Here is a 13,539-nt window from a genome sequence, read left to right on the forward strand (position 1 = left end):
AGCCAGGATGTCGCCATCGAAATCGCCCGCGGCCTGGAAAAAGACCGCTGGTTCCTGTTCGCGCATCTCGCGACGAAGTAGCGGCCCGCGTCGGCGGTGCGCGAGCACTCACCGGACCGGTCGGTTTAGACCAGTGCGGGCCGCCGGCGCACCACCGCGGGCACCCCGCCACCCGGGCGGTAGGTTGCCCGCGGCTCAGCTTTCGGCAGCCCCAGCCCCACGGGGATCGGCCTGGCGGTGCGTGCCAACTCCATCAGGATGATGTGAGACTCAAGCAGAGCGAACTGGTCGCCGAGGCATTTTCGGGTGCCCGCACCAAACGGGAAGTAGGCGCCCCGCGGGAGGGATGCCTCAAATCCGTCGGCCCAGCGCTCGGGGCGGAACGAATCCGGGTCTGGAAAGAACCGTGCGTTTCGGTGGCTCGCGTACTGGCTGACGATCACATGAGCACCCTTCGGCACGGCGACTCCCGCCACCTCAACATCATCGATCGCGCGGCGCGGTGCGACCCATACGGGCGGCGCGAGCCGCAACGACTCGGCCATTACCGCTGTCGCGGTCGGTGCCGACATGATGCCGCGCAGGTCGATCTCCCCGCTCTCGGGCAGGTGCATGTCGGCCTCGGCCGCCAGAGCATCCCAGAGATCGTCGCGGTCGCGGAGGTAGCACAGCGCCCAGGTCATCACGTTCGCGGTAGTTTCGTGCCCGCTCAGGATGAGGGTGAGGGTTTCGTCGCGCACCTCGTCGTGACTGAGGGCTGACTCGTCCTCATCCCTCGCCGCAAGCAGCAAGCCCAGCAGATCATCGCCGAGCTCGCCACTCGACGCGCGGTTCGCGATGATCTCGTCGGCGACATCCGCAAGGTAGTCGGATGACATCCTGAACTTCTTGAAATACGGAATCGGCGACCCGTCGAAGGCCTTCAACCCCGGCAGCATGGTGCGCTCGATGCGATCGATAGCAAGCCCCATGTGGTGCTGTACCCCGTCGGCATAGCGGTCGATGTCGGTGCCGAACAGCAGCTGGGCCACAATCTGGAAAGTCAACCGCATCATCTCGCGGTTCGCCTCGACGGTGTCGCCTTCGTCCCAGCCCGCCAGGTGCTCACGGGTGATGCGATGCATCATGGTCGCATAGCCGCCCAGCTTCGCGTGATGAAACGGCGGCTGCATCATCCGGCGGTGGCGCAGATGAATCGGCTCCTCGTTCGTGAGAAGCCCCGTGCCGAGTACCTTCCGCATCCGGTCGAATCCCACACCCTTGACGAAAGAGTTTTGCTTCTTCACGGTCACGTCGATCACGCCCTCGGGCCCGAAAAAAGCGAAGAACAGCTCGCCGTTGAGAAAATACGAGGCCGTGTCGCCATACGTGCGGTGAAGGCCCAGCAGGAAAGCCGGGGCATCTCGTAGAAATTGCGCTGTGATCGAGACGGGGAAGCCCCGAGGGCCCGGGGGCAGGTCTGTCGTCAACGATCTGCGCGACCTGATCGGCTTGGGCATCGGAGCGTAGCTCTCGGGCCTGGGCGCCGTGAATGGCCTGGTCATCGGATGCCTCCTGCGACGGTGCAGAGTGGATACGCGACGCGCGATCGCGCCGATAAGCCCGAGTCTAGAGGGCCGCTACTCCACGCGCGCGAGATGCGTCAGGCGGCCCGCCATCAGGGTCGCCCACACCGTGACATCCCGAAGCTGCGGCGCCGTTAGAGAGCTCGGGTCACTGTCGGTGAGGATGAGGTCGGCGGGCTGCCCCACGGCAACACTGCCGCGAGTACTCGCCGCCAGCGCTTCTCGCGCCGAGATTTGCTGCTCCGGATGCCACGGCTCGCGATCACCGCGCGACCTGCCCACCGCCGCCGCCATCGTCACCCACGGGTCGAGCGCCGAGACCGGGGCGTCCGACCCGAACGCCAGTGTGGCACCAGCATCGAGCAGAGACCGCAAAGGGAACGCCTGCCCGGTGCGCCCGGCCCAGTACCTCTCCGCGACGTCACGGTCATCCATGGCATGGTCGGGCTGCACACTCGCGGTCACGCCCAGGGCCGCGAAACGTGCGAGGTCGGCATCGGCCACCAGCTGCGCGTGTTCGATGCGTCCGCCGACCCCCACCTGCTCGAAAGCATCCAGGGCGAGGGATGTCGCGTGGTCGCCGATCGCGTGCACGCTCGACTCGAGGCCGGCTCTCGACGCGGCGCGCATCCGCGAAAGCAGTTCGGCGGGCGGCACCGTGAGTAGTCCGCGGGAACCCTCGCGCCCTTCCAGGCCCGGATACTCGTCGTAGCAGTATGCCGTGCGGGTGTTCAGCGAGCCGTCCGTGATGACCTTGAAACGCCCGACGCCCAGCAGCGGCGCTATGGACTGGCCCGTGTGCAAACCCAGTTCGAGCGCCCGATCAAGGTGCTGCGGGTAGATACCGAACTCGACCCGCACACTGTCGAAGCCGGCGGCCATGCGCCGGCGCCACGAGTCGAGATTCCAGTCCATCTCCAGGTCGACGATGCCCACCACACCGCGAGCAGCGGCGGCGCGACCCGCCTCCGCCAGCCATGAGTCGAGAAGATCGTCGGGCACCGAGCTGATGCGACGGGCAACCTCGAACGCCTCGACCTCGCGGAGCAGTCCGGTCTCGTGGCCACGGTGACCATAGAGCTCAAGCGCGGCCGAGTTCAGCCAGGCGGCGTGCAGGTCGCCACTGATGAGCACGACCGGAACACCTGCGCCCGCGGCATCCAGAACCTCCAGAGCGGGCGCATCGGGCCACAGCCCGTCGCGAAATCCCGACCCTATGAAGGGCTGTCCGGCGGCCACAACCGCCCCCGCGGCCAGGGCGTTGGCCACGAGCTCACCGGCCCGGCTCGCCGATTCTGCGGTCGATACGTCGAGCCGGCGCGCCGAGAGTGCCCACTGGCTGGCGTGCACATGGTTATCCCACAGTCCGGGCGACACCCAGCGCCCCTCAGCATCGATCTGGTCAGCCTCGGTCGTGAACGAACCCGTGGTGATGATCGAGGCAATCTCGCCATTATCGAGCCGCAGGTCGACGAGCGATCCGTCACCGTCGGAAATTTTGGCGTTACGAATCAGCATCGTCACGAATCAGCATCGTCATCCTCGGAGGGCACCAACGCCGCGGCGTCACGCACCCGCAGCATCTCGGCCGCGAGCGCGGGCGAGTGGTAGGGTCCATCGCCTTGCAGCGCCTCCACGATGCGATCAAAAACCTCCGGGCTCTTGTTCTGGCTGAGCTTCAGCCGGGCATCGAACCGGGTGACGCGCAGGCGAATGCCCACCGTGCCCTTGGCGATGCGGCGGGCCGAGTGCTCGTCGATATCGAGGGAGACCGGATGTGGCATCCGCTGCTCGAAATGATCGACGAGATCATCGAGAACCTCAAAATTCTCCTCGTCGCTGAGTAATTCCGGGGTTCCGTAGAGGTGAGCAGTCACGTGGTTCCAGGTCGGAACAAAGTCACTATTCGCATACCAGCCGGGAGAGATATAGCCGTGCGGTCCCTGCACAATCAGCAGCAGTTCGTGCTGGCCGAGCTCGTGCAGTTTCTCATCAGGGCGGCCGACATGGCTCACAATGCTGATGCCGTCGTGGTCGTCCTCGAGCACGACCGGATAGTGCGAGGCGACCAGGCCCGTAGCGGTATTGGACACCATGGTGACCCAGGGGTTCTCGCGAATCAATCGTTTGACCTCGTCGGGGTCGGTCAGCAGATAGGTGGGTGTCACTCTCATGTGTCGGACTCCTGGCTCATGTGTCGGACTCCCGCGTCATCTCTGGTCCTGTGGGCACCAATACAGCGTGCGGGCCCCCATGATTTCCATGACGATGGGGAACCCGCACACTCGGCACGGTTCCCCGGTGCGGTGGTACACCCAGTGGCGGTTTGCTCGACGGGCCATGATGCCCCTGGCGGAAGGTGGGCCAAGATCATCTCGCGTCAGCATCTGGCCCGTTTCGACGCCAATTTTCAGCAGCGTCACCCAGTCTTTCCACAGCGCGCGAACGGTCTTCTCGGGGAGGTCGCGCCCCCTGGTGTGCGGATCCAGTCGCGCGCGGAACAGGATTTCGGCCCGATAGACGTTGCCGATTCCGGCGACGACCGACTGGTCCATCAGCAGCAGACCGATCGGAGTGGCCCTCTTCATCACCGCCGCTACGAACCGATTTTCGGCTTTACGGCCCGCGTCGACGATGGGATCGGGCCCGAGCGTATCGATCTTGGCCTGCACCTCATCCGCACGCATGACCTCGCATGCGGTCGGCCCGCGAAGGTCGGCGACCGTGGCGTGGGTCAGGAGCCTGACCCGAACGGCCCCCACCGGCTCGGCCGGAAACGCCGCAACATTCTCCTCAATGTTCTCCTGCTCAGAGATGCGCAGCCGGGCGCGCCGGGGCGCGCCGATACTCGAGAGGGAATCTTCATGCTCGCCGACGACCGTGCTCGTCTCGTCTGTTGTGACGGGCTGGTCAGGGACGATCGCGGGTGCCGTGATGTCACCCGCAAAATCCCAGGCGCCATAGAGGCCCAGGTGAACGTGCAGCCACAGGTCGTTGTCGAACCCGAGGAACAGGTGCTTACCGACGGCCTTGGCCCGTGTCATCCAGCGTCCATCAATCAGTGTGGCGCCGCCGGCAAATCGACCCTGCGGCGAGGATGCCGTGACCTCGCGCCCCACAAAGAGCTGATCGAACCGTCGCGCGATGCGATGTACGGAATGCCCCTCGGGCATCAAAAACCGATCTCGTGGCCAGCAATCAGCCCAGTTGACTCGAACTCAGCGAGCTGGTCAACACGCCTGGCGTGACGCGGCTCACCTGAAAACGGCTCGGCGATGAACACGTCGATGAAGTGCTTGGCCTCGTCGATGCTGTGCTGGCGCGCACCGATAGAAATCAGGTTGGCATCGTTGTGCTGCCGGGCCAACAGAGCGGTACTTTCGTTCCAGACCAGGGCCGCGCGGGCGCCCGTGACCTTGTTCGCGGCGATCTGCTCGCCGTTTCCGGAGCCGCCGAACACGACGCCGAGGCACTCGATGCCAGCAGACTGGTCGGCGACTACCGCTAGCGCCGCGTTAATGCAGAACGACGGGTAGTCATCCAGAGCGTCATAGCTGGTCGGGCCGTGGTCGACAACATCGTGACCGGCAGCCGCGAGATGCCGGCTGAGATCGGCACTGAGCTCGAGGCCAGCATGGTCGGTGGCGATGTGGATGCGCATAATGCCAGTTTATGGATTATTGGCACCTGAGCGTCACTCACCCGATCCAGTCAAGGCTCTGGCCGTGTCCGCCCGCGAAGGCGACCTGATGCCCGTCCAGCGCGACCGCGAAGAGGGCGGGATCAGCCCCCGAGGCGACGACTCGATCCCCCACACCGGGTGTGACGCCCTGGCCCTCGTTGGAGATCCAATGCCCGGGAAGTGTCGGCACCAGGGCGGCGAAGGCCGTGCGATCATCCTGGGGAAAGTAGGCGAGGGCGGCGCTGTGCACGATCACCAGCGTGGCGTCCGCCGGTGCCTGCGCCGCGAGTGACTCAAGGCCCACGAGCGCGTCTGACCGAACGATTCTCGGTGGGTCCTGCTGTGCGATGGCCACGGCGGCGCGAAGCCGCCGGCGCCGCTCCTGATGCTCTGGCCAGACGAGCGCCTCCAGCCACTGCATCTCGTCGACGTTGTTGACGTCGAGCGGGTTGAGATCGAGCCCGGCCCGCCAGGCAATGCTCGGCATCCGGTGCGGCACCGGCACTGGTCCACTGACGCGAGGCACCAACACAATCGCGCTGGGGCCCTCTGTCGGGTGGACTTCCTGATCGCCGTAACGGTAGCTGTAACGATCCGGGAAAAGACACAGGCCGGCCGACGCTCCCACCTCAAGCAGGGCAAGCGGTTGCGGCAAGCCGGCGAGCAGCGGCAGTAATACGGCGCAGCGAGCGGCCTCATTGGTCTGCGTCGACCGGGTCAGCGCAATAGACCGCACCGTCGGCCACTGGGCCAGCAGCCACTGACGCAGCTCGTCATACGACACCACGGGACCGCCCGCCGCGCGAATGGCCGCGAATACCAGGTTCACCTGCCGTTTGGCCAGCGGAAGTTCATCGATGAGCTCAATGATCCGGGGGTCACCAGCGACTCCGAGCGCCCACTCCCCGTAGACCATCGATTGGCCGGGCGCCTCCACCTCGGCAAAATCCCGGTAGCGCTCGGCGGTGGACGACCCGGGATCAGCTACTGCTTTCATGCCTCGATTCTCCACCTCCCTCTGGCGGTAGTGGCCCCCGCAGGCGCAGAATTGTGGAAGCACAACATCGCGCAAGGAGAGCACCATGAGAAGCTCAGGCTCCGCAACACAATTGGTCATGCCGATCCTGTCAGCCGGTCGGCATCGAACGCCGAAACAGGGCGCCTGCTTCATGGAGTTCGCGTCGTACCTGGCCGGTGAGAAGTGGAGCGATCACCCTGCCTGCACTCATCCGGTGCTTGCCGCCCTCGCTAGAGATGTCAACGATCTGGCATCGGATGCCACCCGCTCCAGCTTCACCAGGCTGATCCCTCGCGTGGTGGGCCTCACCAGCGACGACCTACATTTCACAGCGGCCATCGCAGTGCATGCCGCAAGCGCTGGACTGCCCATCGCCAGCATGGATCGCCAGCGGGCCCTCGCTGTCGGCATGATCTGCGCGAGTGACTCGGACGGCTCAGCTGAACTCCGCGCCATAGCGGCGGCGGCGTTCGCGACCGCGCCGGATGCCGAGAAATGGGCGCGCAAACACCTCGGCTCGTCGCCACCGAGAATGCTCAGCGTCCGCACTGCCATTGCCATCGTGCACACCGCCGCGGTGGGCATCGCGCTCGCGTGTGTCCCGGACGCCGACGAACGCCTGGGGCAGCTTCTGTCTGGTGCCATTGATGTCGCCGAACAACTGACCAGTCCGCTCGCTGAGCCAGCGGTGGTGGAGTACAGGCTCGCGCATTCGTGAGCGCCTGAGTGCCTAAGCTGGTTCGGTGCGGTCACAAGCCGCACCCGAACCGCAAGGAGCGCCAGTGCCTGGAGATAACCTCACCCGCATCGAAGCACAGGAGCGCAAAGCTCTCGTGTCAGTCACGAGCTACGAGATTGCCCTCGACCTCACTACCGGCCCTGAGAGCTTTGGCACCACCACTCGAGTCAACTTTTCGGCGCAGGAGGGTGCCTCCACGTTCATCGACGCCATCACGAGCGCGGTGCACTCGATCACCCTCAACGGTGCTTCGCTCGACCCGGCGGCGGTCAGCGACGGTGTGCGCATCCAACTCGATGGTCTTGCGGTCGAGAATGTTCTTGAGATAGTGGCGGACGGCGCCTACACGAACACCGGCGAGGGCCTGCACCGCTTCGTCGACCCGGTCGATCAAGAGGTGTACCTCTACTCCCAGTTCGAGGTGCCAGACAGCCGCCGCGTGTTTGCCGTCTTCGAGCAGCCCGACCTCAAGGCCACCTTCCAGTTCACCGTGACGGCACCGGCGAGGTGGGCCGTCGTCAGCAACTCCCCCACCCCCGAGCCGACCGTCACAGGCGCCTCGGCCACATGGGATTTCCCGCCCACCGGGATCCTGTCCAGCTACGTCACCGCAATCGTGGCCGGCCCCTACGTCTCGGTGCACGACGAGCTCACCTCGAGCGACGGCAGGGTCATCCCCCTCGGAATCTTCGCCCGCAAGTCACTCAGCCAGTACCTCGACTCCGACTACATCTTCGAGAAGACCAGGCAGGGTTTCGAGTTCTACGAGAAGCACTTCAACTACCCGTACCCCTTCGAGAAATATGACCAGCTCTTCGTTCCCGAATTCAATGCCGGGGCCATGGAGAATGCCGGCGCCATCACCTTCACCGAAACGTACATCTTCCGGTCGAAGGTGACAGACGCCATCAAAGAGCGTCGCGTCGTCACGATCCTTCACGAGCTGGCCCACATGTGGTTCGGCGACCTCGTGACCATGAAGTGGTGGAACGACCTGTGGCTCAACGAGAGCTTCGCGGAGTGGGCCTCGACCCTCGCGACCGCCGAAGCGACGGAATGGACCGAAGCCTGGACCACCTTCCAGGCGATGGAGAAGAGCTGGGCCTACAAACAGGACCAGCTGCCATCCACTCACCCGGTGGTCGCCACCATCAATGACCTTGAGGATGTCCAGGTCAATTTTGATGGCATCACCTACGCCAAGGGGGGCTCGGTGATCAAGCAGCTGGTCGCCTGGGTGGGCCTGCCCGAGTTCATGCTCGGCGTGAGCAACTACTTCGCGAAGCACGCGTTCGGCAACACCGAGCTGAGCGACCTGATGGTGGAGCTGGAGAAGACCAGCGGCCGCGACCTCGGCGACTGGACGAGACTGTGGCTCGAGACGGCCGGAGTCAACACCCTGCGACCCGCCATTGAGACCACCGCAGACGGCACCATCACCTCCTTCGCGGTGCTGCAGGAGGCGGCGGTCGACTATCCCACCATTCGCCCGCACCGTCTCGCGATCGGCTTCTACAACCTGCACGATGGCAAGCTGGTGCGAGACCATAAGGTCGAGATTGATGTTGATGGGGAGCGCACGGAGGTCACGGCGCTCATCGGCCAGGGCCGACCTGACCTCGTGCTCGTCAACGATGAGGATCTGGCCTACGCGAAGATCCGCCTCGACGAGCAGTCGCTCGCCATGGCCATGGAGCACCTCGCCGACATCAGTGACCCACTCGCCCGCTCGATTGTGTGGGGTGCCGCCTGGGATGCCACGCGGGATGCCGAGTCGAGCGCCAGCGATTACGTGCACCTGGTGCTGGGCAACATCGGCAGCGAAACCGAGTCGACCACGATTCGCACCACCCTGAGTCAACTTATTACTGTTGCTCGTTTTTATGTTGCGCCCGCACGACGCGTTGACACGATCGCGGCTGTCGGTGATGGGCTGTGGAAGCTTGCCATCGACGCTCCCGCCGCGTCTGATTCGCAGTTCCAGTTCGTGAAGTTCTTCGCAAACATCGCCTCCACCGACGAGCACGTCGCACGACTCACCGGGTTGCTGGACGGTTCGGCCCCACTCGAAGGGCTCGAGATCGACACCGACCTGCGCTGGGAAATCCTCGAGGGGCTCGTGCTCACCGGTGCGGCCGACGGCGCCGCGATCGACGCAGCGCTGGCCAACGACAACACGTCCAATGGCCAACAAGCCGCTGCGAGAGCGCGCGCCACCATCCCGACCGCGCAGGGTAAGCGCGCAGCGTTCGACTCACTCGTCGCTAGCGACACCCTGCCGAACGCGATCGTGCGCATGGTGACGATGGGCTACCAGCACGTCAATGATCCCGCCTCCCTCGAGCCGCTGATCCAGCCGTATTTTGCAGCGCTCGGCGACATCTGGGAGAACCGCTCGTACAAAATTGCCGAATATATCGTGATGGGACTGTATCCGGCGCCTCTGGCATCCACTGAGCTGGTGGATGCCACGAAGGCCTGGCTGAACGCCAACCCCGATGTTCCGGCGCTGCGCCGCATGGTCATCGAGAATCTTGCGGGCGTCGAGCGTGCGCTGCAGGCGCAGCACCGAGACCTCGACTGAGGTTCGGCCACCGCGAACCCCGGTAAAGTGCCGGTCCCGATTCCAGGGTCCGACGATATGCCGGGGTTCGCGCGTTTCCGGATGCCGCGGCTCCCCAGACTCGGCGTGGGGGGCCTCGGTAAGCTTGGGTAGCTATGGATGAGACGACGGAACCGCCCGCGACACCCCAGTGGGACGGGATCCTACAGAACCTGCGGGATTTCGACGCGGTCTGGCATCTTTTCACCATTTTCTTTGTGATCGTCGGCGCCATCATCCTGCGCTGGGTGCTCCTGTTCGCGATCCGTCGCGTGGTTCGACGCATCATCAACGGCGCCAAGAAGCGGCAAAACTTCGATGACACCCAGGCCATGCTGATGTCGCCGTTGGCGGCGGTCAGAGTGGTGCAACGCACGCGCACTCTCGGCAGCGTATTGGGCAACATCGTCACCACGGTCATCGTCATCATGGCCGTGCTCGTGCTGTTCAATAAGATCTTCCCCGGGGCGACGTCAGCCTTCGCCCTCATCACCGCAGCTCTCGGCGCCGGCCTCGGATTCGGAGCACAAAACGTCGTCAAAGACGTGCTCAGCGGCCTGTTCATGGTCGCAGAAGACCAGCTCGGCGTCGGCGACGTGGTCGATCTGGGGCCTGCTACCGGTGTGGTCGAGGGCGTCGGCATCCGGATCACCCAGGTGCGGGATGTCAACGGAACCCTGTGGTTCGTGCGCAACGGCGAGATCCTGAGAGTGGGCAATAAGTCACAGGGGTGGGCGCGCGTAATCATTGACCTGGCCGTGCCATACGAGGCCGATGTCGACGCCGTGCAGGATCGCATCCTGCAGACCGCCACGACCATGGCGACAAGTAGTAAGTGGCGCTCACGCATCCTCGAAAAGCCAGAAGTCTGGGGCATCGAATCGATCTCTGCCGAGGCGATCGTGCTGAGAATAGTCGTGAAGACGGCGTCGGCTTCGAAAGACGATGTGGCTCGCGAGTTGCGGGCACAGCTGAAAAATTCTCTTGACGACATGGGCGTTCGACTGCCCGCCCTGAATACGATGGTGTTATCGGGGGCCGAGAACGCCGCAAGCGTAAATGGTGCCCGACCGCCGAAGACAAAACCAGTCATCGTTCAGCCCGATGATGTGCCACTGACGGAGAGTGAGACGGTGCCAAAGCCCAATGGCCAAAAACCTCCATCGACGCAAGACCCCCGAAGTCAGCCGTTGGTGCCCCCCAAGGCAAAACCCACAGAGAAGCCTCGGCCGTGAGCGGCAGCCACGAGCCTAACCCGGTCACCCTCAGGTTGAGGGCGAGCGGCGAATCGGTGCAGGGAAATTTCTGGGAGCAGGTCGGCGGCCGGGCTACCTTCGAGAAGCTGGTGCGCAAATTTTATGAGGGCATTGCGACCGACGAGGTGTTGCTGCCGATGTATCCCGAACAGCCCGACCTGGAAGGCGCAATCCAGCGATTAACCGGCTTTCTCGAGCAGTATTGGGGCGGCCCATCCACCTACAGCGAGCAACGCGGGCACCCTCGCCTGCGCATGCGGCACATGCCCTTTAAAGTGAATCCGGATGCCCGCGACCGCTGGCTCACGCATATGCGAGCCGCCCTTGACAGTCTCGAGCTCTCCCCGCTCCACGACGCCACCCTCTGGGCGTACCTCGACCGCGCCGCGCAGGCCATGGTCAACACCTTCGACGACTAGAGATACCGCGCCGTTCGTCGGGCGGGCTATAGCCTCAGTGGTAGGAGCGCGGCCACTGGCGGCGCCCTCCCGCGAGAAAGTGAGTCGACCCATGACGAGCCCTGCATATCCCGCTACCCCTGCTGGATGGTACCAGGACCCCGCCGAACCGGCGACATCCCGATGGTGGGATGGCGCCCAGTGGACCGATCGGTTGCAGCAGCCCTACGACCCGGCCTCGCCCGGCATCTCCGTGGGCAGGGCACCGGAAAACACGAGGGTCTACACGCCCTGGATCTGGCTGATGGTTTTCCTGCCCTACGTCACGCTCCCCCTGCTCTTCACCGTCGATTTCTCGGGAATATTTGATGGGATCAGCGCCGGCGACCAGGGCTCGTCCACCCGTGCCCAGTTGCAGATCTTCACATCACCGGGGTACATCATCACCGTTATCGGCGGATGGCTTACCTATGGCCTCTGCGTCCTATTTGCGTTTCTCGATCGGAAGGAACTCATCGCGCGCGGCGTGCCTCGCCCATTCCACTGGGCGTGGACGTTCCTATATTCCCCCGTGTACGTGATCGGGCGGTCCGTGATCGTGCGGCGACGGACGGGCGGAGGGATCGCGCCGATGTGGGCGGCTATCGCAGCGCTGGTGCTCGCGAACATCTTGGTCATCGCATGGATGGCCGTGGTCTTCATGCAACTGTTCCAGCAGATCTCGACATACTCAACGTTCTGAGTCCTTCTCGTGCCGTTGGATAGGGCGGCTCTCAGCGCGACATGCTCCAGGCGCGACGCTTGACCAGCACGTGGCCACCCCGTGTGGTCAACCGCGTCCACGGGCCTGTCTCGTAGATCGCCACGGTTTCGTCATCGGCCAGGAATCCCAGGCTTAGCGCGGCAAAGGCCGCTCCGGCGGGAACGAATTCGAGACCGTCGATAGTGCGCGCCCAAATCTCGGTTCGAACGCGTTGCACGATCTGCTCCCCGGTTCCGGTGGGGATCGCGGAGGCAACCTCGTCAATTCCCGCCCGAGCGGCAGCCTCGAGCACGGTGGAACCGGTGGACTCCAGAGGAAGCCACCCACCCCGCGGCGGCGAGATCGCGGCCCAGGTCACCGTATTGACTTCCATCGGGAGGGTAATCGTCACGGGCTCGGTCGGGCTCAGCGCTGCCGCATCCACTTGGCTCTCCACTCTCATTGCCAGGGACCGCACGGGAACGACGGCATCGAACGCCTCCCCCGCGGCAATGGCGAACGTGCGAAGACCCAGAACGGTCGGGCTCTCATCAAGAAGCCCAGCCGGATGCAGCACCGAGACGTAGACAGCCAACACGCTGGAGCCCGCAATGAGACGCACCGAGCCGTCATCAACCCGCATCGCCCGCCCGAGGAAGATGTGAAGGTCTCCCAGCGCGAGGGAATCGGAGAGGGTGAACGTTCGACTCATAGGTCTCCTAAACTACAGGTCATGGGCGACCCACTGACCGGACTTCTTTCCGCGCTCGATTTGGCAGACACCGGCGCACGCACCAGCGAAGATATTTTTACGGGAAGTAGCCAGTGGATGCCTCATGGGCGGGTCTTCGGTGGGCAGGTGCTTGCACAATCCCTGGTGGCCGCCCAGCGCACGATCGCTCCCGATCGCATCGCACATTCCATGCACGGCTATTTCCTTCGGCCGGGAGACCTCAACGCACCGATCACCTTCTCCGTTGATCGGATTCACGATGGCAGATCTTTCTCGACCAGGCGCACGCAGGCCTACCAGGACGGGCGGCCGATCCTTTCCATGATCGCCTCGTTCCAGGATCGGGACGACGGGCTCGACCACCAGGTCGACATGCCCGCCGACCTCCCGGACCCCGACGAACTGCCGACCGCTGCTGAGGTGCTCGGTGACATTGACCATCCGATTGCGCGCTCATGGGCTTACGAGCGACCATTCGACATCCGACATATTCCCTCGCCGATATATCTTTCGGTAGACGGCGCCCATGTGCCGCACCAGGCGGTGTGGCTGAAAGCCATCGGGCCGATGCCAGACGATGAAAACCTCCATCGTGCCGCGCTCGTATTCGCGAGCGACTTCACCATCCAGGAGTCAGTTATTCGTCGGCACGGTCTAGCCTGGGCCACGCCCGGCCTGAAAGTTGCCAGTCTCGACCACGCAATGTGGCTGCACAGGTTCGGCCGGGTCGACGAGTGGATGCTCTACGCCCAGGAGTCTCCGAACGCCATCGGTGGTCGTGGCCTCGCGCAGGGCCGCATCTAT

The 13,539-nt window shown here is 64.2% G+C and carries 13 protein-coding genes and 1 pseudogene; 7 read left to right on the plus strand and 7 right to left on the minus strand.

The genetic code is table 11. From position 1 onward, the window contains the following. Positions 1 to 81 (plus strand): annotated as a pseudogene (locus RMN95_RS16570) (DNA starvation/stationary phase protection protein); the annotation flags it as partial. A gap of 44 nt (positions 82 to 125) precedes the next feature. Here the strand turns inward: RMN95_RS16570 and RMN95_RS16575 are convergent. The 6 genes from RMN95_RS16575 to RMN95_RS16600 all read right to left on the minus strand — a co-directional run bounded on the left by RMN95_RS16575 (position 126) and on the right by RMN95_RS16600 (position 6,244). Next, positions 126 to 1,544, minus strand: a complete 1,419-nt coding sequence (locus tag RMN95_RS16575; protein ID WP_309618007.1) for a cytochrome P450 — start codon at positions 1,542 to 1,544, stop codon at positions 126 to 128. Positions 1,545 to 1,619: 75 nt separating this feature from the next. After that, positions 1,620 to 3,083, minus strand: a complete 1,464-nt coding sequence (locus RMN95_RS16580; protein WP_309618018.1) for an amidohydrolase family protein — start codon at positions 3,081 to 3,083, stop codon at positions 1,620 to 1,622. 2 nt (positions 3,084 to 3,085) lie between these two features. Next, positions 3,086 to 3,739 (minus strand): FMN-binding negative transcriptional regulator, encoded by a 654-nt coding sequence (locus RMN95_RS16585; protein ID WP_309618008.1) that lies wholly within the window; start codon positions 3,737 to 3,739, stop codon positions 3,086 to 3,088. 36 nt (positions 3,740 to 3,775) lie between these two features. Further along, the gene (locus RMN95_RS16590) at positions 3,776 to 4,738 is read right to left on the minus strand and encodes a DNA-formamidopyrimidine glycosylase family protein (protein ID WP_309618009.1); all 963 of its coding nucleotides are present in this window, start codon (positions 4,736 to 4,738) and stop codon (positions 3,776 to 3,778) included. After that, complete coding sequence (locus RMN95_RS16595; protein WP_309618010.1) at positions 4,738 to 5,226, minus strand: ribose-5-phosphate isomerase; 489 nt, start codon at positions 5,224 to 5,226, stop codon at positions 4,738 to 4,740. The genes RMN95_RS16590 and RMN95_RS16595 overlap by 1 nt, the downstream gene beginning before the upstream one ends. 37 nt (positions 5,227 to 5,263) lie before the next feature. Continuing rightward, positions 5,264 to 6,244 carry a DUF2332 domain-containing protein gene (locus RMN95_RS16600; RefSeq protein WP_309618011.1) on the minus strand — a complete coding sequence of 327 codons (981 nt, stop codon included), beginning with the start codon at positions 6,242 to 6,244 and terminating at the stop codon, positions 5,264 to 5,266. A gap of 85 nt (positions 6,245 to 6,329) precedes the next feature. On the opposite strand from RMN95_RS16600, the gene RMN95_RS16605 reads away from it, so the two are divergent. From RMN95_RS16605 to RMN95_RS16625, 5 genes are all read left to right on the plus strand, one after another. Further along, positions 6,330 to 6,983, plus strand: a complete 654-nt coding sequence (locus RMN95_RS16605) for a hypothetical protein (RefSeq protein ID WP_309618012.1) — start codon at positions 6,330 to 6,332, stop codon at positions 6,981 to 6,983. Positions 6,984 to 7,047: 64 nt separating this feature from the next. Next, entirely contained in the window at positions 7,048 to 9,588 is a 2,541-nt protein-coding gene (gene pepN, locus RMN95_RS16610; protein ID WP_309618013.1) for an aminopeptidase N, read from the plus strand. Positions 9,589 to 9,722: 134 nt separating this feature from the next. Next, positions 9,723 to 10,841, plus strand: coding sequence for a mechanosensitive ion channel domain-containing protein (locus RMN95_RS16615; RefSeq protein ID WP_309618014.1), 1,119 nt, complete (start codon positions 9,723 to 9,725; stop codon positions 10,839 to 10,841). A 56-nt stretch (positions 10,842 to 10,897) separates the two neighbouring features. Next, the gene (locus tag RMN95_RS16620) at positions 10,898 to 11,281 is read left to right on the plus strand and encodes a globin (protein ID WP_309618019.1); all 384 of its coding nucleotides are present in this window, start codon (positions 10,898 to 10,900) and stop codon (positions 11,279 to 11,281) included. Positions 11,282 to 11,372: 91 nt separating this feature from the next. Then, complete coding sequence (locus RMN95_RS16625; protein ID WP_309618015.1) at positions 11,373 to 12,002, plus strand: DUF2510 domain-containing protein; 630 nt, start codon at positions 11,373 to 11,375, stop codon at positions 12,000 to 12,002. Between the two features lie 31 nt (positions 12,003 to 12,033). Here the strand turns inward: RMN95_RS16625 and RMN95_RS16630 are convergent, their stop codons facing one another. After that, complete coding sequence (locus RMN95_RS16630; protein ID WP_309618016.1) at positions 12,034 to 12,714, minus strand: hypothetical protein; 681 nt, start codon at positions 12,712 to 12,714, stop codon at positions 12,034 to 12,036. A 21-nt stretch (positions 12,715 to 12,735) separates the two neighbouring features. On the opposite strand from RMN95_RS16630, the gene RMN95_RS16635 reads away from it, so the two are divergent. Next, on the plus strand, positions 12,736 to 13,539 hold an 804-nt coding region (locus RMN95_RS16635; protein ID WP_309618017.1), incomplete at its 3' end, for an acyl-CoA thioesterase II.

The sequence above is a fragment of the Salinibacterium sp. genome, assembly GCF_031364185.1.
In the GTDB taxonomy this organism is placed as follows: domain Bacteria; phylum Actinomycetota; class Actinomycetes; order Actinomycetales; family Microbacteriaceae; genus Rhodoglobus.

Bases quoted from the DNA above. Each gene is read 5' to 3' on its own strand.
- RMN95_RS16595 (WP_309618010.1), bottom strand. From the start codon at position 5,226: ATGCGCATCCACATCGCCACCGACCATGCTGGCCTCGAGCTCAGTGCC.
- RMN95_RS16590 (WP_309618009.1), bottom strand. From the start codon at position 4,738: ATGCCCGAGGGGCATTCCGTACATCGCATCGCGCGACGGTTCGATCAG.
- RMN95_RS16600 (WP_309618011.1), bottom strand. From the start codon at position 6,244: ATGAAAGCAGTAGCTGATCCCGGGTCGTCCACCGCCGAGCGCTACCGG.
- RMN95_RS16585 (WP_309618008.1), bottom strand. From the start codon at position 3,739: ATGAGAGTGACACCCACCTATCTGCTGACCGACCCCGACGAGGTCAAA.
- RMN95_RS16580 (WP_309618018.1), bottom strand. From the start codon at position 3,083: ATGCTGATTCGTAACGCCAAAATTTCCGACGGTGACGGATCGCTCGTC.
- RMN95_RS16630 (WP_309618016.1), bottom strand. From the start codon at position 12,714: ATGAGTCGAACGTTCACCCTCTCCGATTCCCTCGCGCTGGGAGACCTT.
- RMN95_RS16605 (WP_309618012.1), top strand. From the start codon at position 6,330: ATGAGAAGCTCAGGCTCCGCAACACAATTGGTCATGCCGATCCTGTCA.
- RMN95_RS16575 (WP_309618007.1), bottom strand. From the start codon at position 1,544: ATGACCAGGCCATTCACGGCGCCCAGGCCCGAGAGCTACGCTCCGATG.
- RMN95_RS16615 (WP_309618014.1), top strand. From the start codon at position 9,723: ATGGATGAGACGACGGAACCGCCCGCGACACCCCAGTGGGACGGGATC.
- RMN95_RS16625 (WP_309618015.1), top strand. From the start codon at position 11,373: ATGACGAGCCCTGCATATCCCGCTACCCCTGCTGGATGGTACCAGGAC.